Source organism: Cupriavidus mimosae (assembly GCF_023952485.1).
GTDB classification, from domain to species: domain Bacteria; phylum Pseudomonadota; class Gammaproteobacteria; order Burkholderiales; family Burkholderiaceae; genus Cupriavidus; species Cupriavidus taiwanensis_C.
The window spans coordinates 182,094-201,623 of record NZ_JALHRY010000001.1; the positions used below are offsets into that span (position 1 = coordinate 182,094).

The window sequence follows — 19,530 nt, forward strand, 5'->3', positions numbered from 1 at the left end:
TATGGCGACAGCGGCAATGCGTGGCAACTCGCTGCGCGGGACCAGGCAATTGGTTCCTGGCTGCCCGACCGGGAAGCGGGTCACTCCGCTATTTTCTAGTCAGCGCAAGACACGACTGGGGTGTCTGCCCACGCGGTCATGAGCGAGGTCGACAGCACGATTGTCGGTAAGCGCGGCTGGCATCGCGTGGAAAGCAAGCCCTCCTTCAGGAGCAACAGGCGCGAGCACTGTTCCGCCCCACACGTCCTCAACCGATTGTCAATGGATCGGACGACAGCCGCTTGCACGGACGCCGCTGCCTTCGTCAGTACGTTGTCATTAGGAAAAGCTCCGGTCGAAGCCAGACCGCTGAGCAATACGATCAATGCGAGTGGACGACAATCGTGATGCATGGGTCCGACTCCGGTTGTCTTGCCATCTACAGGTCCAACACGAGCGTTCCGCCGCAGCCTCGCGACACGCAAGGCGTCATAAAACTCTGCCGTTCGTTCTCGTCAAGGATGAAATCCTGGTGGTCGATCTGGCCAGATAAGTGGCGAACCTTGCATGTCCCGCACAATCCAGAAGCGCAGGACGTTTCTACAGGCGCGCCGGCTTGCTGAAGAACTTCTGCCAGATTTTGGTCCGGCAAGACGGTCAGTTTTCGCCCTGAAGCAGCTAACTCGACGATGTAGCCTTCGTCTGTGCCGGAACTTTCAGCAGGCACTTTCTGTATCGGCGCCTTGAAGTGCTCGCAGTGCACAGCATCCGCAGGCCAGTGGGCAGTCGCCTGCTTGCAGGCTTCCATGAAGCCACCCGGCCCGCAGTAGTAGACGTGGGTGCCGACCTGAGGGGTTTGCAGCAATTGGGCGATATTCAGACCCTTGGCGGGGTCGCCGCCATCGAAATGGCAGTGAACCTTACCTGTCTTCGCCATGCCTTCCAGTTCACTCTGGAACGCCGCGAATTCTGGTCCCTTCGCGCAGTAGTGAAGCTCGTAATTCTTCGATTCGGCCTCGAGTTGGTGCACCATGGATTTGAGCGGGGTCACACCGATTCCACCGGCGAGCAGGATGATCTTCGATGCGTCGTCGGACAGCCGGAAGTTGTTGCGCGGGACGCTGACCCTGACCCGGTTCGGAACACGGAGGGTTTCGTGCATTCCCCGGGATCCGCCGCGCCCCGATTCATCTCGCAGGACAGCGACGACATAGCGATGGCGTTCTTCCGGACTGTTGCACAGCGAGTACTGCCGGATGACGCCTGGGGCGATGTGAACGTCGATGTGGGCGCCGGGCGTGAATGCTGGCAGCTCGTTTCCTTCGGGATCGACGAATTCGTAGGAGTTGATCCCGGCAGCTTCCATGCGAACCTGCCGTAGGACCAGTTCAAGATGAGTCAGCGCTTCGCGCTCATTGGTGGGGGCGTTCATGTAGAACCTCGCGTCTCCAGGTACATCTGCCGGGCGGTTGCGTGCCGCCCGGCAATTCATTGCGGCGTGGGGTCAGCCCTTGAGGCTTTGCTCCAGTTCGTCGAATTTTTCCTTGACGTACGCCGCGCGGGCCTCGCCGGACAGCCTGTCGGCCTCGGTCAGGATGGCGACAGCCTTGCGAGCCAGCAGGCGCCGATTAGCCACTTCCTGCTCCATGGTGTCGGCCTCCGGCAGCTCGAAGACATTGCCCGAGCAGTAGCTATTCGGCGCGCCGTTGACCTCGCGCAGCCATTCCGCGAAACCCTGTGCTGCGGCGGCAGCATTGGTGCCGCGTACGGCGTCGCGCAGCATCTTGCGGAAGGCGAACAAGCCGGCGTCAAACTTGGTCGGGTTCTCCAGCGAGTGCACGGCGATCGGGCGTTGGCTGATGATGGCTTCGTAGTCGCCGGGGGCGTACTGCGCGTTCTTGTAGTTCTCGCGTTCGCGGTGGTTCGACGGAATCGGCGGCATGTCCTCGAGCGTGTACTTGCCGAAGCGTTCAGGGCGGCGCATGGCAACCTGGCCATCGAGGAAGTCAATGCTCTCGTAGCCGACCAGGCGCTTGTCGCCCACGCCGCGCGTGTCGATACCCGGCCCCATTACGCGCCAGCCGATCATCTTGCTGTTCTCGTCGTCGACGGGCACCGTCCAGCGAATGATGTGGAACCGGCTGAACAGTTTCTTCTGCGAGCCGTCTTCCGACGTGTACGCGTGCAGGCTGAGATTGGGTAGCACCTGGTGCTGGATGCGCAAAAACATCTTGTCCTTGTCCACGCGGCGCGCACCGGCGCAGGCCAAGCCACGGCCGCCGTGGACCGGTATGAATTGCATGTCGGGTGCGACTTCCATTGATGCGGCGCCGACCTCATCGAAGGTCGTGCTTTGGAACTTGCCGCCCACTACGTTCTTCGCTGCATGCAGTGCCGTCGGGTGGAAGTTGTCGGCTGCGTTGTCCTGCACCTGGAGCCAGTTGCAGTGCTGGAAGTTGCTGTATGCCACCAGTTCGTCGCTAGGCAGCACGGTGAAATCTTGCTCCCATTCCGGGAACGGCGGCTCTTCGTCCGGCGGGCCCATGTAGGCGAACACCAGGCCGTTGCGCTCGATGGCCTTGTATGCGCCTTGGCGGATCGAGCAGGCATACTTCTCGGCTTCCTTCTCCTCACCTGCGGGGAAGGGCACATGCAGGCAGGCACCGTCGACATCGAACACCATGCCGTGGTAGCAGCATTTGATGCCGCGTTCCTGGATCGCGCCATATTCGAGCGACGCGCCGCGGTGACAGCAATGCGCATGCAGCACGCCGACGCGGCCGCTGCCGTCGCGAAATGCGACCAGTTCCTCGTTGAGGATCTTCAAAAAGCGGGGCGTATCGGTCAGTTCCATGGACATGCAGACCGGATGCCAGAAGCGGCGCATGTATTCGCCCATTGGCGTACCCGGCCCCGTCTCGGTCAGTTCCGGATCGTGGTCAGGCACACGGTTCGTGTAGTAGCCGCCGTACGGAATCAGCTTCTTGGGGGTAGCGGCTGCGCTGCTGACACTGCCGGCAGAAGCGCGGGACGGGTCGTTCTTGTCGAAAGGAGTGGTAGTCATCGTGAGTCTCCTATGGGGATATGGCTATCTTTGAAATCTGTCTACTGACTTCGGAACTCTGTATACAGAGTTTAGGGTGTCAATTTGGCCTTGTAAGTGGGGGTTTACCTCAGGGATTCGGTGCTTTGTGACTAGTTCTTAGCACGATCCACCAGCGCGGACTGACCAATCCAAGGCATCATCGCTCGCAGCTTTGCGCCGACGATTTCAATGGGATGGGCGGCCGTAAGGCGTCGACGGGATTGCAGCGTGGGGCCGCCAGCTTGGCTTTCCAGGATGAAGGCCTTTGCATACTCGCCCGATTGAATGGCGTGCAGAGTGGCTTTCATTGCAGCACGTGTGTCGTCCGTGACGATGCGAGGCCCGGTCAGGTACTCGCCGAACTCAGCGTTGTTGGAAATGCCGTAGTTCATCGTGCCGATGCCGCCTTCGTAGATTAGGTCGACGATTAGCTTCAACTCGTGAAGGCATTCGAAGTACGCCATCTCGGGGGCATAGCCAGCTTCCACTAGCGTGTCGAAGCCTGCCTTGATGAGCTCCACAGTTCCGCCGCAAAGTACCGCTTGCTCGCCGAAAAGGTCAGTTTCCGTCTCTTCGCGGAAGTCTGTCTCAATCACCCCTGACCGCCCGCATCCAATCGCCGAAGCATAGGCCAACGCAACGTCCCGGGCGCTCCCTGACTTATCTTGAGCCACCGCGATGAGCGCTGGAACCCCGCCGCCGCCGGTGTACGTTGAACGGACAGTATGACCTGGGGCTTTCGGCGCAATCATAATGACATCGAGATCACTGCGCGGTACGACTTGTCCATAGTGGATGTTAAAGCCGTGGGCGAAGGCCAACGTCGCGCCTTGTCGCATCGACGGCTCTACCGCTTCGCGATACACCCGAGCAATCGTCTCGTCAGGGATGAGCAGGATGACCAGGTCAGCGCTAGACGCCGCCTTTTCGACGGTCGCGACTTTCAAGCCTGCTGCTGCCGCCTTACGCCAGGACTCGCCACCCTCGCGCACTCCGACCACCACGTCGACGCCGCTGTCTTTCAGGTTGAGAGCATGTGCATGACCTTGGGACCCATATCCGATCACCGCGACTCGCCGGTCACGTAAAAGAGACGTATTGGCATCTTTGTCATAAAAAACTTTCATTCGAGGCTCCTCTGCCGGTTCGGTACACTTTGAACGCTGAACTCTGTATTCAGAGTTCATATTGTTAGATCGTCCCCCGCGAAAGTCAAGGTCCTAATTTAAGCCCCTAGACAGTCATTGCAATGAGTGGACGAGTGGACCAAAATTATCTGAATACAGAATGCAGAGGCAGCAAGCCATGTCAGCAACCTTTCCGAAAATCCAAGCCCGTCCTGATTACGTAGATGAGGTGTACAAGATGCTTCTTGATGCCATCAGTGATGGCACGTTGGCGCCTGGGACGCGACTCACACAGGAGGAGATCGCTGAACAGATGCAGGTATCGCGTTCGCCGGTGATCCAGGCGATTAGGATCTTGAAGAAGGACGGCTTTGTTCAGGACGCGCCGGGTCGAGGGGTCTTGGTTGCGCCTCTGGACGCCGAATCGATTGGCCACCTCTATGAAATTCGAGGCTCGCTCGATGCGCTGGCCGCCAGACTGGCCGCAAAGCGCCATTTCAAGGTGGACCCCAAGCTCATTTCGGATGGGCGTCGTGCGGCGCAAGGCGAGGATGTGAAGGCGATGATCGACGCGGATATGGCGTTCCATCACGCCATCTACAGGGCGACGGGCAATCCGCTGCTTGAGCAGAACGCGCAAACCTACTGGGTTCATCTGCGTCGAGCAATGGGCGCTGTGCTTCAATCTTCGGCTCAACAGCGCAAGTCGATATGGGACGAGCACGAAGCCATTGCTGAGGCCATCGCCTCAGGCGATAGCGCGCGCGCGGCCGAGTTGACCGAACTGCATACTACGCGCGCGAGGGAAAATCTAATTAGCCGTCTGGACGAGTACTTCAGTGATACTCGCCAGACGGCGTAGTGTTTCGCGAGTGTTACTGCTTGTCTTTGCGACCGATATTCACCAGACGCGCGGGAACAGTGAACACAAGCAGTCCGCCGACCACCAAGCTTGCCGCCAAGACCAGGACTCCATTGCCCGTGGTGCCAGTGGTGGTCTGCACCCAGCCGATAAGATATGGGCTAATGACACCGGAAATGCTTCCTACAGAGTTCGCCAGCGCGATGCCGGCCGCAGCGGCTGCGCCACCAAGAATCGCCGGCGGTAGCGTCCAGAACTGGGAAATCGTAGTCATGATGCCCATCGTACCGATAGTCAGTGCCAGCATGGCTACGGCCGTATTGTTGGCATAGGCAACGCTGACGCACAGGCCAAGCGCACCAAGAGCGCCCGGTATGGCCAGGTGCCAGCGGCGTTCACCACGTGTATCCGAGCTTTGACCGACAAGAATCATCGAAGCCGTGGCAGCCGCGTAGGGAATTGCAGACAGCAGGCCAATATCCAGCGGATCTGATACTCCGCTTGCCTTGACGATGGTTGGCAACCAGAAGCTCACGCCATACAGGCCCATCGTGAAGAAGAAGTAAATCGCGCTGAGCAGCAGGATGCGGGGATTGGTCAGTCCATCGCGAACCGAATGCAGGGTGTGTCCCTTGCTTTCCGCGGCCAGATTGGTTTCGATCATTGTCCGTTGGGCCGCACTCAGCCACTTGGCATCCGCGACCTTGTCGTCAAGGTAGAAGTAGGCAATGACTCCGACGAGCACGGTGGGAATGCCTTCCAGCAAGAAGAGCCATTGCCATCCGGCCATGCCGTGCGAGCCGTGCATGGCGCTCATGATCCAGCCAGAAAGCGGGCCGCCGATGACACCGGACATCGGGATGCCGGTCAGAAACAGCGCGGTGACCTTGCTTCGGCGCGATGCCGGAAACCAGTAGGTGAGGTAAAGCAGAATCGCTGGAATGAAGCCCGCTTCGGCCACGCCAAGCAGAAAACGCATGATGTAGAAGCTTGTCGGGCTCTTCACGAACATCATGGCCGCGGAGATGAGACCCCAAGTCACCATAATGCGTGCGATCCAGCGCCGCGCGCCTACGCGCAGCAGAATCAGGTTGCTGGGCACTTCGAACAGAAGGTAACCGACAAAAAAGATGCCCGCCCCAAGTCCGTAAATCGCGTCGCTCAGGCCAAGGTCCTGCATCATCTGCAGCTTGGCGTAACCGACATTGATGCGGTCGAGGTACGCGCACATATAGCAGAGGAACAGAAACGGCAATAGCCGCCACATGACCTTCGAGTAGGTTGCTGATTCAGTAGCGACGTAAGGCGTCACCACGGTCGTCGTGGTTTGCATGGGGTGTCTCCTTTGGGGGCTGCATTTCTCGAAATGGGGGTGGCCGTCGCGTGTGTGCCCAAGCTGTCTGGCGGCCAATGGCCGAAGTCGCTGGATTGCGACCTCGGCGGAGCGAAGCGGAGGATTAGTCGAACATGTCGGGCTGCGTGACGCGCAGGTGATCCCAGATTGGTTGGAAGTGCAGCCAGCCGATATAGTCGCTGCCGACATGCTCACGGCTGTAACGTGCACGGTCCGGCGAAACCAAGTGCGGTGTAATCCCCGTCGCTTCGATCATCAGTTGCTGCTTGCAGCAGCGCTCCAGAGCAATGAACCAGAAGGCGGCCGCCTCGATGCTGTGGCGGCTGGCGGTCAGAAGGCCATGATTCTGGTGAATGGCGGCCTTGACGCCCTTGAACGCATTGGCGACCTTGTGACCGCCTTTCACTTCGACTGCGACCTTTCCGGCTTCATCGCCGATGACCACGTGATCTTCGTAGAAGGCGGCCGCGTCTTGCGTAATGGGATCCAGCGGCTTGCCCAGCGAGGCGAATGCAGTGCCGTACTCCGTATGGGCATGGCACATCGCAACGATGTCCTGGTGAGCCTCATGCACGGCGGCATGCAATACGAAGCCCGCGCGGTTGATGGCGTAGTCGCCCTCGACGACGCGGCCTTCGTGGTCTGCGCAAATCAGGCTCGACACGTTGACCTGAGCAAAGTGCACTGCCATCGGGTTCGTCCAGTACAACTCCGGATGCTCCGGGTCCCGTACCGTCAGGTGGCCGGCGAAGCCGTAATCGAAGCCCTCGAGAGCGAATGCACGGCATGCTGCCACCAACCGCTCTTTGAGATGCTGCCGCTCCTCCGCGATGGATGAGAACTTGGGCACAGATGGAAAGATGAGGCCCATCTGCTCTGGCTGATAAATGGAGGTGCGCTCCTTGTCGTTGAAGACCCGCGGTTCGCGGTTAAGTACGGCTGCCATGTCAACTCCTTGTTGAGAATGTCGTAGGGACCTGATTGGTGGTTCGCGCTGGGAGCTTCGGGCTCCGTTGCGGCACGTCTTCATAGTCGTCGCCACGAGGTTCGTTGACAAACGATGGATGTTCATGGAAACATGAACTTCATTCATACATTTACGTCTTTCCCATGCGAAGAATTCCCAACTTTGTGCTGCTGCGTGCATTTGAGGCGGCAGCGCGTTTGGAGAGCTTTACGCTTGCGGCGAAGGAGCTGCACCTGACGCAGTCAGCAATCAGTCATCAAGTTCGGGAGTTGGAGGAGTACTTCAATAGAAAGCTGTTTGACCGGCGAAATCGAAGGGTCGAGTTGACGCCGGAAGGGGAGCGTCTGTTGGAAAGCCTTTCCCGCGTATTCGACGTGATTGAAGCCGCCTGCAACGAGGTAGCACTTGCGCCGCAGTCAGAAGTGCTCGCCGTCTATTGCGCTCCTAGCTTTGCTGTCAAATGGCTTGGACCCCGGCTGCCGAAGTTTATGCAGACACATGGGGACATTACGATTCGACTGTCGTCGGGGGCGGAAGCTATTGATCTAACGCAGGCGCGTGAACTCGATCTGGCGATTACCTATGGCTCTGCACATACCAGGGCTGGGCTGGTTGTTCAGCCATTAGGGCAGGAGCGCATTCTTCCGCTGTGTTCGCCGTCTATCATTGACGCGAAGATGTCGGTGCGTGCCCAGATGGAAACGCTGCCGCTTATTGACTCTCAACTGAGTCGTGTCACATGGCCGGATTGGTTCGGAGCGAACGGCCTGGTTTGTCCGACGCGCCCGAGAGCTTCATTTGACCGGGGCGCACTGGCAATTTCGGCTGCGGTCGATGGCATGGGCATCGCCCTGGAGAGCATCCGGCTAGCTGAGCGCGAACTGTCGAAGGGAGACCTGATTGCACTTGGCGAGGATGAGTTCACGCACATTGCGCGCGAGACCCATTTCCTTTCCTATCGGCAGAATGAAGCCCATCTGCACAAGGTAGCCGCATTCGTTCAGTGGCTTACTGATCAGCTTGACGTGCCCTTTCATGAATAGCGCTTACCTCTCATGTGCGCAACCTGCAGATTCAGCTTCAAAGCCCACCGGCACCAGCGTGATACCCAGACCCTAAGTACATCGGCGCGTGGGTGCGTAGTTGTTCGTGATACAGGCTTGGCAGCATCAGCGCCACGTCACAGTGATTGAGTCAGCCCCCGTCCTCGCTCCTCCCCTCCGTCATCTTCAGGATGTCGGAAGGGAGGGCGCATCATTGCTGAATGATCTCCGCTGCCCGTCTATGCGAAGCTCGTATTGGCCAAATGCCGGCGGGCAGCCCCGCGACCAGTCCATTGTTTGAGAATCTGTAATGAAGGAGCAGCGTTCATCAAGAGCTTCGATGCTGCCTTCAGTTGCGCGCCAATAGCTTCCTCGGCCTCGCTTGCCACAGCATCACTCGGCGCAGTCACGAGAAGTGCACCGAGTGGCTGTAGCTCGTTCTGGTGAATCAGGGGCGCGCCAACGGCCATCAATCCGTCGTAATAGTCATCGCGCGCCACGGCATAGCCTTGCATGCGGACTAAATTGAGTTCCTGCATGAGCGCTGCTTGTTCTGTGATCGTTTTCGACGTGTGGGCCTCGTAAGGACCCGGACCGAGTAAACGCTCACGTTCATCCCCGGTCATCCATGCAAGTAGGAGCTTTCCAGAGGCGGATCCGTGCAATGGGCTCTTGAGCCAAGTGTCGTAGTAGGGCGAAAGCGGATTGGTGCCTTGGACGAAGTCCACTATCAGCCGTTCGCTGCCTATGAATAGCACAAGCGCAACCGTTGCCCCCCCTACGGATTTCTGACAGGAATGAAGCGTCGGTGCCGATTCCCGTCGTAGCTGAGTGATGGGGTGAAACAGTGACAGGGGGGATAGCGCCAACGGCCCCGGCAGATAGCGCTTCTGAACTTCTTCGCGCACGGCGTAGCCGTGTTCCACCAGCGTCTGCAGGAGTCGGTGTGCCGTACTCGCGTCCAGGCCCGTTTCAGCGGCAATGTCCGATAACGATACGAACCCATTCGCCTGCCTAAGGACATCAAGAACTTGTAGCCCGCGTGCGAGTGACCCTGTCACTCCTGCACCCTCATCACCCTTGGCGCGAAGGGCCGGTCGCCCAGGTCTAGGTGTATTTTTCGTCACGTTATGAGGCGGGTGCCGAAAGAACCCGGCACATTTCGAAATAAAAGTTTCATTGTATAGCGGGTCAGTGCATAGGGCTCTGAACAACAGAGATCTGTAGCGAGCCGGTATTTGGAATGTTAGGTCTCCGCCCCGTGGGGAGAAAGCGACCGGCCTCTCTTGTGAAGCCCTGCTGAGTGCGCGCGGATACGCAGGAGCTTGTGCTTCATGGTGTAACCGCTGTGGGCGAACTAGGACTCGCACGGCTGAGAGACCGGTACACTGAGTAGAAACCCCTATGAGAAAAAATGAAATGAAGGTTGCGGTATACGAAATCGAATCCTACTATTGCTGCAACCAGCATTGATTTCTCGCTCGGGCATGCGACGTCATAAACGTCGGAGCAACGAGAACAGCCCTGCATTGCAGGTCACCCTGTCCTCCTTTAGCCAAGGGGGCGAGCGCGGGCCGATGAGGCCCTTAAAGGTAAGTCCCCCGCCGGTAGGTTGCCCAGCATCAGGCTGCTAAATCGACGAGCGATGCCGTCTATTCGGTCGATCGTGGAGAAGGCGGTGCGGTCATGGTCCACTCGAGAGTCCTGCTCATCCATACGGATACCGCGGGGGACACGAAGCTCTTTGCTGCCGGCCGTTACGACGATGAACTAGATGGCGACGTGCTGCGCATCATCGAACGAGTGATTTATCCCGAAATACAAGAACCGGGGCCAGCTGTGTGTACCGATCTGAGCCGCGCACTTTGAAAAGCAACATTTTGACGCTTGCGGATAGCGCAACAGAAAACTACGCCATGAAAACACCATCACGAAGAATGCCCGTTGCCATCTTGGGTTCGGGAAATATCGGCACCGACCTGATGTACAAGCTCCAACGAAACCCTATGTTTGACCTGCGCCTGGTGGCCGGCATCGATCCCGCCTCGGAAGGTTTGGCGCGAGCGCGAGAACTTGGCTATGGGACCTCTACCGACGGAGTAGAGGCGATTCTCGAAGAAGGTGGCATTGGAATCGTTTTCGAAGCAACCTCGGCCCGTGCGCACAGGCAAAACGCGCCCCGCTTCAAGGAGGCAGGGATCTTCGCAATTGATCTCACACCTGCGAAGGTTGGCCCCAGTGTCGTTCCGTGCGTGAACATGGACGACGGGTTTGACGCAAAAAATGTGAACCTAATCTCCTGCGCGGCGCAGGCGACAATTCCGATTGTGCACGGTGTGAGCCGTGTTGCGAAGGTGAAGTACGCCGAAATCGTTGCAACCGTTTCCAGCAGAAGCGTCGGCCCGGGCACTAGAGAGAACATCGAGGAGTTCACGCGTACCTCGCAAAAGGCTCTGATGGAGGTCGGTGGCGCTGGCCGCGGCAAGGCAATGGTAGTGATCAATCCGGCCGATCCACCTCTCATCATGCGCAACACCATTTATACGATTGTGGATCGCGATGTCGATGAGCAGCGAGTAAAGGACTCTGTGCTGGAAATGGTGAAGCAGGTCCAGAGCTATGTTCCCGGATACCGTCTCACCGTTGAGCCGTTCTTGCGCGACGATCATTTCATGATTGGAGTCGAGGTTGAAGGAGCCGGAGACTTCCTGCCGCCCTATGCAGGAAACCTGGACATCATCAACGCGGCTGCAGTGGCCGTTGCGGATCGCTATTGCGCGACTCAATTCTAGGAGGCATTCATGGCAAAAATTACTTTCGTGGACGTAACCTTGCGCGACGGAAATCATACATATCGTCACCAGTTCACTCCCGAAATTGTGCATGCGACAGCAGCCGCGCTGGACACCGCGGGGGTCGACATCATTGAAGTCGGCCATGGTGACGGCCTCGGCGGAAGTTGCCTCCATGTAGGGCGGGGGCCGTCGACTGACCGCCAACTACTCGAAGCTGCGTGCAGCGCCGTGAAGCGGGCAAAGGTCGGCATTCTCCTTTTGCCCGGTTTTGGGCTCTTTGCTGATTTAGAAATGGCGGCAGAGGTCGGAGTGAGCGTGGCTCGCATTGCAACGCACTGCACCGAGGCCGATGTGACTGAGCAGCATCTGCGTCGGGCCAAAGATCTGGGCATGTTCACCGTCGGCTACTTGATTTCGGCCGGCATGGCCAGCCCGGAACAGTTGGCGGAACAAGCCCAGAAACTGGAGTCGTACGGTGCAGACTATGTGAACCTAGCCGAATCGCAGGGCCATCTGGTTCCTGGCGAAGTGGCAGCGCGCATTCGCGCGGTACGCCAAGCTGTGAAGATTCCGATCGGATTCCATCCCCACAATAACCTCGGCTTGGCCATTGGCAACATCCTTGCCGCAGTGGACGAAGGCGCTACGTTCATAGACGGGAGTCTCAAGGGCTTCGGTGGTGGCGCGGGCAATGCGCAGACTGAAGTCGCAATCGCGGCGCTCAAGCGCGCCGGTCACGAAGTAGAGGCCGACCTGTTCGGCATCATGGACGCAGCCGACGTTTTCGCCCAGCAAGTGGCTCCGCAACCCATGCCCGTCATCGATAACGACTCCCTACTCATGGGATATGCGAATGTGTATGGCGGATACATCCATCCCGTTAGGCATGCTGCGGAAACGTACCGTTGTGACCCGCGGGCACTAGTGTTGCGCCTTGGCGAGCGCAAGGTGGTTGCTGCCCAGGAAGACGTCGTAATCGAAGAGGCGCAGAAATTGTCGTGTACTTCTACCAGCTAGATCCGCCGAGAGCGGCAGGCTGGTTGAATGACGCATAGCAAAGTGCACGAAATGGTGTCGCCCGCTCGGCAACACCTCTTTGCCTGGCAATGGCTGACTTACGGGGTCAGCAAGTAGATGGCCTGCGTTTTCCATATACTCATAGAAGCCATGCCGCCGTCCGCACCTCAGATGCCGTACTTCCGTTGGCCAGCATGGAAATCCTGCATCGCTTCGGTCCATGGGCGGGGTCTTTCTGCAGTTTCACGAAAGTGAAACAACCGGCCGTCACGCTACTTTCCCTCAACAGCCGATCTAGTGCCGCGCCTGCGTGGCCTCATGGCGCGACTTCCTCGCTGTGCAGATACGGATGATGCAAGCTTGCTGGGGCAGCGCGCCGGCGGCGGGTGAGACGAGGGGTTCCCGAGTAGCGCGCGGGTACCGAGTCACGAGCATACTGGCTGTATGAGGGGCGCGGTGACTTGCTATGGTCGGACGTCGCGCGAAAATGGCGGGCGGTGGGTATCCGTAGGGCACTTGCCGGAGAAGGGCAGGGTAGCTGGGGAAGCCCAAAGTGGAGCTGAGTAAAGGATCGCCTCCGTACTCGTCTACCCCGGCTGCCCGACCGCGACGCGGTCTACATCCTCACGTATCGATATCCTCGTCTGTCGTCCTCGCAAAAATGCAGATACGAATCTGCTTATTCCGGTTGAAGATGCATACCTTCGTAGGAGCTGGAATAACCTTCTATCCTCAATCGGGGATCTCCACTCGTTTTGAGTAAGCATATCCTCCCTTTAGGGTTGCTAGGCATAGCCGAAGACCCCCCAGTACGCTTGTATCGGTTCCTTCCATCAGTCAGATTTGACTGAGTCCGACAGTCTTGTCGAGTCACGCGCTATCTTCACCCGCGTGCCAGTCGTCTCAACTCTTCCCCCACAGAGACCGGTCTCCTCCCGTTGCTGCCGTAATCTAGCCGACCAACGAGGCGGTCACCGCCGAAGCCTTTCAATGGAAAGGACGGCCCTCCCGTCGGGCGCCTTGGGGTCGCCGACGTGTGACATGAAAGTATATGTGCGTGCGAGTGCTATGAATTGGACCGATCTGCTATATCGAACGTTGTGACGTCAAAAGAATTAAGCTTTCCTCATTCTGGACCAGGACGGACGCAATACATAGGGGAAGAGTGGCCGAGCGGCAGTGCGCACTGCGTTTGCGATGGTGCGCTTCCATTGTTTGTGGGAAATCACCATCACCTCGCCGCTCAGTCAGTGCCGGATTAGCGCGGACTCATGCAGCTGAGCCTCTTGCTGGAATGGTCCATCAGTTCTTTGCGCCGACACCGAGGAAGCCATTGCTGCGATCTGGCAGAAGACCAACCGCATAGAGCGTGGTCGTCGAGCCACTCACCACGGGAACGGCGACCCCGGACACCGTCGCACTGCCAAGTGCACACGATCCTCCATTGAACTTGACGGAGATACTGAAGACGTTCTTGCCAGACCCAGGGGTAAGGGTGCCGGAGTAAGTGCACGCAGCCTGTCCGCTGACAGTCGAGCTTCCGCTGATGGTACCGTTGCTGTTGAAGGTAAGGCTAACGGGCGAGCTGCCGCTACCCGTCGCTGCTGACCCGTTGTATGACACAGCAACCTTAATGAGGGACGCGGCCGTCTCGTAGCTCGCGTCATAGGTCGAGGTGAAGGTAATGCCTTGTCCGGTCTCAGTCAGAGTGCCGTCCAGCTTTTGCTTTGCGGCGTAAGCTGCCGAAACGGTCGCTGGTGTGCGGGTGTTACTAGGCAGATTAAAGTCATAAGCGTCCCACGAAGCGAACGAGCCGTTGTTGGATGTACCCTAGCCATGAACGACGCCATAAATGGTGTTGTTCTTACCATAAAGCACATAGTGATCGCCTGGCTTCCAGGACCAGACCTGCCGTTTGATATCCCGTGCTGGTAGTGCCCGTGTACAACCTTCGGCGGTCGAGGGGGCCATTGGGACGGAAGTGTTCGCTTGAGGGGTGCCGTTACCCGTGTCCTATTCGTGCTATGCGAGGCGGTGTAGGCTCATTGGGTCAGAACGCACGTAGGAGGATTTCTGTCGATGATGCCCCATAAGCGTTCGGCTGGTTTGGTGGTCGTACGTTGCGTTGCCAACGAGTGGCGCTGCCTTGTCCTACGCGCATATCGGAACTGGGACCTTCCGAAAGGCTTGCCAGAGCCCGAGGAAGGCGCACTACAGGCGGCACTGCGCGAGACCATAGAGGAGACGGGGTTATCTGATCTCGAGTTTCGTTGGGGTGAAGACTATCGGGAAACTGAAGCCTATGGTCGCGGTAAGATCGCGCGCTTCTATCTTGCCTTTTCGCCAAGCGGCGACGTGAGTTTGCCGGTTAGCGCAGAGCTCGGTCGGCCTGAGCACCATGCGTTTCGATGGGTAAGCTTTGCAGAGGCCAGGAAGCTTTTGCCCACCATATTCGCATCGATTCTTGAGTGGGCGGAGATGGCTGTCAATATCCAAAGCTAGGTGCAAGCGCGGAAGGTTGCTTCCTAGCAAAGCTAAGCGAAAAGAGTAGGTATATTTCGAACTTCGGCGAAAGGTGTTTGGGAGCGCACTATGGTCCACCCCCATGGGCTCAAGGTGACGTACATCGATGACGACATCGGAGTCCAGTTTGACTATCTGATCGGCGGACACAATCAAACCTTCGTGGTAAGCCGCGAAGCGTTGGAGGACCATTTCGGTCTGGAGCTTTCGGATCTTTCCGTTAGCGAGCGCGATGCTGCGCTCCTTGAGGCTTTCCGTCAGGGATGGGAGCGCATCAGGACTGTTGCGGCGCGCAATCGGGCTGTACCGAGTTCCGGCCGCATAGTTCTGAAATCCAGCGACTTTTAGAGGGCAGCTTGGAACTCTGGTGACAAGTCACCGGCTGGTAGAAGTGAAATTTCATATACATTTGAGACGCACTTTGCATTATGCTGTACCTTTATAGTCTGAAAAGGGGATACACCGAATGGCAACTTACAAAGAACTTATGGCACAGAAGCAGGCCCTCGAGGCTCATCTGGAAGAAGCGCGTGCCAATGAAGTCGCGGGTGTTATCGAGCAAATTCAGAATTTGATGGCTGAGTATGGTCTGACGGTCGATGACATCACCAAGCGTCGTCGTGGCCGTCCCGCTGGCAGCGGTGCAAGCAAGCCGAAGTCGGAAGTTCCGCCGAAATATCGGGATCCCAAGACCGGTAAGACTTGGTCCGGCCGCGGTCGCGCCCCGTCGTGGCTGGGAAAAAATCCAAAGCGATTCCTCATCGCCGAGGAGTAAGTTCAGCGCTCAGGGATGTTGGAATAGGATTACAGGAGCGCCGCCGCCGCAAAATGATCCGATCGCGTCAAGGGCCCCGCCGGAGCCGGCTTGGTCGGCTTCCTCCTACTGCCTGAAACCTCAATCCTAAACGTTGTCGACAGGGATGCATCGGTACCAGACGCACAGAGAATTGTGCTCGGGTATCAATTCGGGGCATTCTGCTGCAATGCAGCGAGTGAAACGGCTTCGAGGTCTATCGCGTTCTGGGCGCGCCGCCTAGTGCATCCCTGACCAACCGCGGCGCCTCAGGATGGGTCTTACCGCGCGCGACGGCCGTTTTAGCTGGCAGAAGCGAGCCGATGTGCCGCTTGTAGCCGCTCAAATGGCAGGACGGATTGGCCCTTTCACTGCAAGCGTATCTGCAACTCTGAAATGCTCGACAGATTGGCCTGCGTTGACGGCGCGCTGCAACCAATCTGGAATGTTGCCCTTGCCATCCCAGGTATGGCCGTGAGCATCTCTGTAGCAGACTTGGGTAGTCTGCATCGCCTGAGCGACAGAAAAGCATCCCGCAGCCTCCAAAGCCTCAGGAGTAATTCCGTGACGGGCCATCTGTGACTTCACCCACAGAATAGCGTTAGCGCGTTCGCGCAAGTCGAGCGCATCGGAGCGATCCGTATTCCTGAAAAGCAACGGAGGAGAAACTCCTTGTGGATGATGCATCATGACTTCGCTGTTCAATGGCGCGTGCAACGAATATACATGATCTTCGAGTCGCGCAGCAGTGGGAGTAGCCGGCGGCGGGACCTCGTGCATCTGTCTCTAATGCTACCTGGCGCGCAGATAGTTTCGTCTGCGAGTTGGTGCGCGTCAAGGAGCAGGTAGCTCGGATAGTCGGTTCCAAGAAACACGCTTGCTCCGGCCGGGAACGGCTCAACGAGGCAATTGCCCGCGGGCAGCAGCTTCCGCAGTGTTGGCTGTGGCTGCGTTTTCCGCCGGGCCATTTCAGGATGGGGTGGATGGGGGCACGAACGTGCTCGCCTTTCGTGGGTTTGAGCATGCGTTTGCACCCTCGGTATAGCTCATTCGGGCCAGCATATTTCCGTCGAACGCTCCAACGGTGATCGGTTCACTGAATTCCGTGGATGGGAAAACTCGCTCCAATAACGGCCTGATTCCGCGTAGCCGGGTTGATGGCTTTTCCGCATGGACTCGTCCTAGACTTTTCGCTATGCTGGGCAGATTCCGGCACTAATGCCGGTGTTTTTCCGAGAGAGCCAAATGGCAACGAAGAAGACGGCCGCCACGAAACCTGCGGCAAAGAAACCGGCAGCGCCGGCGAAGAAGGCCGCACCCGCAGCGAAGAGGGCTGCTGCAGCGCCTGTAGCCAAGCCGCTGAAGGACACCTTTAACAAATCGAGCCTGCTAGCGCACCTGGTCGCCCAAACCGAGCTGGACAAGAAGGCTGTAAAAACCGTCCTGGACCATCTTGAGAACACCATCGTCAGCGCTGTCCACAAGAAGGGCGCTGGGGAGTTTACGCTGCCGGGGCTGTTCAAGGTTTCGGCGATTCAGGTTCCGGCCACGAAGAAGCGCTTTGGCAAGAACCCTTTCACGGGCCAAGAGCAGTGGTTTGCAGCTAAGCCGGCATCCGTGAAGGTTAAGGTTCGCCCGCTGAAGAAGCTGAAGGACGCCGCACTCTAAGATGTACGGCATTTGGTAGCAGAAGAAGGGGAAGCTGCCGCTCCCTTTCTTGTCTTACCGGTTCGCTAGCCGCCCTCGCGCAGTCGAATCAAGGTCCTCGTGCCTCCGGGAAGCTTCTCTTCAGCGACGTCGAATAATCCGGATTTGTGGACTAGCGCCTTAAGGCTCTCCTCGCCGTACCGCGCTTTGCGGCGAGCAAGCGAGTCCGGTTCCAAGCGATTTACAACGTTCTCCGCGTGAGCCAGGTCGGTCCACCCATCTGGACGCTTCAGAGCTACTGTGACTTTGTTGAGCAATTCAACCAGTCTGCTGCTCTGGAGATGGATGAGCTCAATGGCGGCCGAGCCATCGTCGGACGACCAGAAGTTCGTAGCTGACTGTAGTGTCTCAGCCATCGAGCCATGCATCGATTTGAGGCGATGATGCATTGCAAGAATCCTCTCTCGCTGCTGGTCCAGATGAGCGCTAGCCTCGGCCATCGCTGATGCAGAACGAGGTTGCCAGCGCGGCAAGAAGTGGTGCGCGAGTTCGTTCTGGTCCGCGGTTAGCACGTCGAGGTCAGCTTCCAGAGCCTCTCTGTCGGTTGCCTCAAGGTCGAACCGGAAGGCCGTGCTGAAAAAGGGTTGTGAAGGATCAACCGGTTCGTGATTCTGCGGATTCTCTTCCAGAGCAAGAAGTTCGCTGCGAAATTTTCTTTGCAGTCCGCCCATCGATGTTGTGGTTAAGGCCGCTTGGCGCGCCTCAAGTCGGGCTGCGGCATCGGATGACGTTCCCTCGACTTTGGCAAGGCCGAGAATGGCCTTTATCAGGTGCTCCACCTGCTGATTGAGAAGCAGGTTCCGGCCCATCTTGAGCAGAACCTCGTCCGTGAGAGACTTCAGTGCGTCGTCCATCCGCTGTTCCCGTCTTGTTCGTGTGGAAGATTGCTACCGCAACGGTTTGCCCACCTTCGTGTGCCGGTCGAACGAAAAGACATGCTCGGCGGGGTGTTCATCGCACTTGCCAACCAGTCTGCCGGGGAACTCCTTGCCGCCATCCTGCAGGTGGACGACTTCACCGCAGATGGGGCAACTGCCGGAGTATCTGACAAGTCGAATAATCCGAACCGACCGCCCGTCCTCCAATGGTTCCTTTGCGGCCTCAAGCTGGACGCCTCGTTCGCGAAGGGACAGTAGAGCATCGGGTGCCATGATGATGCGCAGGTCGATGAGCCTCCAGAACGGGCGGAGGGCGGTGTATCCCGCCCAGGCCACCATACCAGCGAGAAGTAGCAGAGTGAAAATCTCTCCGCTCGGACGCCGAGTCGCCTGGGTGGTTAGGATCGTCCACAGGAGAACGAGCAAGCCGCCGACGAACGCAAGGCCGCCCAAGCCGTACCAAAGGAACAGGTACCGACGCCATCCTTTCAGCGCAAAACCGGCCTCCACCAGCGGTCTCACCCAGAATGCTGGTCTCAAGGTCACGTCACGGACGTACGTTATGCTTCCGGGAGGCGGCGGGGCGGTTTCTCCCTCAACCTTAGGGAGTCGGATGAAGTCCATCGCGTAGGTAGAGCTGTGGCCGGCGCCACCACCGCTAGCCGTTTTCCTTGGCCAGGCGTAGTAGGGAAGGCCAGCCTGGCTGATCGTGTCTTGCATTCCAGGCTCGCGCTCATCCAGACCGCGCTTTAGTTTGGACCATATGCCAGACAGCCAGCTCGTGGCGGCCTCGGGTGCCACGGTGTGACCGACCATTTCCGCCACGTTCGCTGAATTGAATTCCGCCCGCTGCTTGCCACCCCGCAATCGCTCAAGGGCCGTTTCTGCAAGTGCGCGCGCCACCTTCAATGCCCACGTTTTGCGATCGTCCGGTCGGCAGAAGAACGCCAGGAAGGTCTCCAGAGCCGCCTCTTCCTCGGCTGGCGTGGGGCTGCTGTCGTTGCTCGATGATGCATCTATGCTTTTGATTTTTAAGGATAAATTTCTGTACGCCACAGTTTCGTCCACTGTTGATGGCTGTTTCTCTCTCGTCCTGCCAACTAGCCTGACCTCACTTTCAACGTGGAGGTTCAGATGTTTCAACGAGACGGAGTATGGACGTTTTCAGTGCTGGGCGTGACCGTGCGGGCTCGGGAATTGCCGAGAAACAACATTGCGATCTATCACCCTATCTGTGAGCCGGTTCGGGAGTTGATTGAGCCGATTTGCCGCGGGCGGGGATTTTGGAGCGCTGAGTACAACAACTGGGTCGTGTTCGAGCAGTTCAAGGGGTTGGTGCTGGAGGAGCTCGGGCGGCTGGCGAAGCGGGGCTGACTTGTGGGGGGGGCGCAGCCGGGACC

General features: G+C 58.1%; 18 protein-coding genes. 9 read left to right on the forward strand and 9 right to left on the reverse strand.

Features of this window, described 5'->3' with window-relative positions; all coding sequences use genetic code 11:
- Nucleotides 1–418 precede the first annotated feature (418 nt).
- From MKD50_RS00820 to ilvC, 3 genes are all read right to left on the reverse strand, one after another.
- The gene (locus MKD50_RS00820) at nt 419–1,411 is read right to left on the reverse strand and encodes a PDR/VanB family oxidoreductase (protein ID WP_111517009.1); all 993 of its coding nucleotides are present in this window, start codon (nt 1,409–1,411) and stop codon (nt 419–421) included.
- Nucleotides 1,412–1,483: 72 nt separating this feature from the next.
- Nucleotides 1,484–3,043 (reverse strand): Rieske 2Fe-2S domain-containing protein, encoded by a 1,560-nt coding sequence (locus tag MKD50_RS00825; RefSeq protein ID WP_111517010.1) that lies wholly within the window; start codon nt 3,041–3,043, stop codon nt 1,484–1,486.
- A gap of 131 nt (nt 3,044–3,174) precedes the next feature.
- Entirely contained in the window at nt 3,175–4,191 is a 1,017-nt protein-coding gene (gene ilvC / locus MKD50_RS00830; protein WP_252666078.1) for a ketol-acid reductoisomerase, read from the reverse strand.
- Between the two features lie 178 nt (nt 4,192–4,369).
- On the opposite strand from ilvC, the gene MKD50_RS00835 reads away from it, so the two are divergent.
- A complete protein-coding gene (locus tag MKD50_RS00835) occupies nt 4,370–5,053 on the forward strand; it encodes a GntR family transcriptional regulator (protein ID WP_111517480.1) in 684 nt (227 codons plus the stop codon).
- A gap of 13 nt (nt 5,054–5,066) precedes the next feature.
- On the opposite strand, the gene MKD50_RS00840 is transcribed toward MKD50_RS00835, so the two are convergent.
- Both MKD50_RS00840 and MKD50_RS00845 read right to left on the reverse strand, forming a co-directional pair.
- Nucleotides 5,067–6,386, reverse strand: coding sequence for an MFS transporter (locus MKD50_RS00840; protein ID WP_111517012.1), 1,320 nt, complete (start codon nt 6,384–6,386; stop codon nt 5,067–5,069).
- 124 nt (nt 6,387–6,510) lie between these two features.
- Nucleotides 6,511–7,353, reverse strand: a complete 843-nt coding sequence (locus MKD50_RS00845) for a class II aldolase/adducin family protein (protein WP_111517013.1) — start codon at nt 7,351–7,353, stop codon at nt 6,511–6,513.
- A gap of 164 nt (nt 7,354–7,517) precedes the next feature.
- Here MKD50_RS00845 and MKD50_RS00850 point away from each other — a divergent pair, with 164 nt between their 5' ends.
- Nucleotides 7,518–8,417 (forward strand): LysR substrate-binding domain-containing protein, encoded by a 900-nt coding sequence (locus tag MKD50_RS00850; protein WP_252666079.1) that lies wholly within the window; start codon nt 7,518–7,520, stop codon nt 8,415–8,417.
- 239 nt (nt 8,418–8,656) lie between these two features.
- On the opposite strand, the gene MKD50_RS00855 is transcribed toward MKD50_RS00850, so the two are convergent.
- Complete coding sequence (locus MKD50_RS00855) at nt 8,657–9,787, reverse strand: IclR family transcriptional regulator (protein ID WP_371925253.1); 1,131 nt, start codon at nt 9,785–9,787, stop codon at nt 8,657–8,659.
- A gap of 546 nt (nt 9,788–10,333) precedes the next feature.
- Here MKD50_RS00855 and MKD50_RS00860 point away from each other — a divergent pair.
- From MKD50_RS00860 to MKD50_RS00880, 5 genes are all read left to right on the forward strand, one after another.
- Complete coding sequence (locus MKD50_RS00860; protein WP_371925274.1) at nt 10,334–11,209, forward strand: acetaldehyde dehydrogenase (acetylating); 876 nt, start codon at nt 10,334–10,336, stop codon at nt 11,207–11,209.
- A gap of 9 nt (nt 11,210–11,218) precedes the next feature.
- Nucleotides 11,219–12,229 (forward strand): 4-hydroxy-2-oxovalerate aldolase, encoded by a 1,011-nt coding sequence (gene dmpG, locus MKD50_RS00865; RefSeq protein ID WP_252666082.1) that lies wholly within the window; start codon nt 11,219–11,221, stop codon nt 12,227–12,229.
- 2,079 nt (nt 12,230–14,308) lie between these two features.
- On the forward strand, nt 14,309–14,731 hold the full coding sequence (locus tag MKD50_RS00870; protein WP_252666083.1) for an NUDIX domain-containing protein: 423 nt from the start codon (nt 14,309–14,311) through the stop codon (nt 14,729–14,731).
- 90 nt (nt 14,732–14,821) lie between these two features.
- Nucleotides 14,822–15,100, forward strand: a complete 279-nt coding sequence (locus MKD50_RS00875; protein WP_111517020.1) for a DUF1488 family protein — start codon at nt 14,822–14,824, stop codon at nt 15,098–15,100.
- Nucleotides 15,101–15,218: 118 nt separating this feature from the next.
- Complete coding sequence (locus tag MKD50_RS00880) at nt 15,219–15,527, forward strand: H-NS histone family protein (RefSeq protein ID WP_252666084.1); 309 nt, start codon at nt 15,219–15,221, stop codon at nt 15,525–15,527.
- A 360-nt stretch (nt 15,528–15,887) separates the two neighbouring features.
- On the opposite strand, the gene MKD50_RS00885 is transcribed toward MKD50_RS00880, so the two are convergent.
- Complete coding sequence (locus MKD50_RS00885; RefSeq protein WP_240988341.1) at nt 15,888–16,121, reverse strand: H-NS family nucleoid-associated regulatory protein; 234 nt, start codon at nt 16,119–16,121, stop codon at nt 15,888–15,890.
- 669 nt (nt 16,122–16,790) lie between these two features.
- Between MKD50_RS00885 and MKD50_RS00890 the strand changes: the two genes are divergently transcribed.
- Nucleotides 16,791–17,213, forward strand: a complete 423-nt coding sequence (locus MKD50_RS00890) for an HU family DNA-binding protein (protein WP_111517022.1) — start codon at nt 16,791–16,793, stop codon at nt 17,211–17,213.
- Between the two features lie 65 nt (nt 17,214–17,278).
- Here the strand turns inward: MKD50_RS00890 and MKD50_RS00895 are convergent, their stop codons facing one another.
- Both MKD50_RS00895 and MKD50_RS00900 read right to left on the reverse strand, forming a co-directional pair.
- Complete coding sequence (locus tag MKD50_RS00895) at nt 17,279–18,106, reverse strand: LOTUS domain-containing protein (protein WP_252666085.1); 828 nt, start codon at nt 18,104–18,106, stop codon at nt 17,279–17,281.
- Between the two features lie 33 nt (nt 18,107–18,139).
- The gene (locus MKD50_RS00900; protein ID WP_252666086.1) at nt 18,140–19,273 is read right to left on the reverse strand and encodes a hypothetical protein; all 1,134 of its coding nucleotides are present in this window, start codon (nt 19,271–19,273) and stop codon (nt 18,140–18,142) included.
- On the opposite strand from MKD50_RS00900, the gene MKD50_RS00905 reads away from it, so the two are divergent.
- Nucleotides 19,265–19,504 (forward strand): hypothetical protein, encoded by a 240-nt coding sequence (locus MKD50_RS00905; RefSeq protein WP_252666087.1) that lies wholly within the window; start codon nt 19,265–19,267, stop codon nt 19,502–19,504. The two genes, MKD50_RS00900 and MKD50_RS00905, sit on opposite strands and share 9 nt — an antisense overlap.
- Nucleotides 19,505–19,530: the final 26 nt, after the last annotated feature.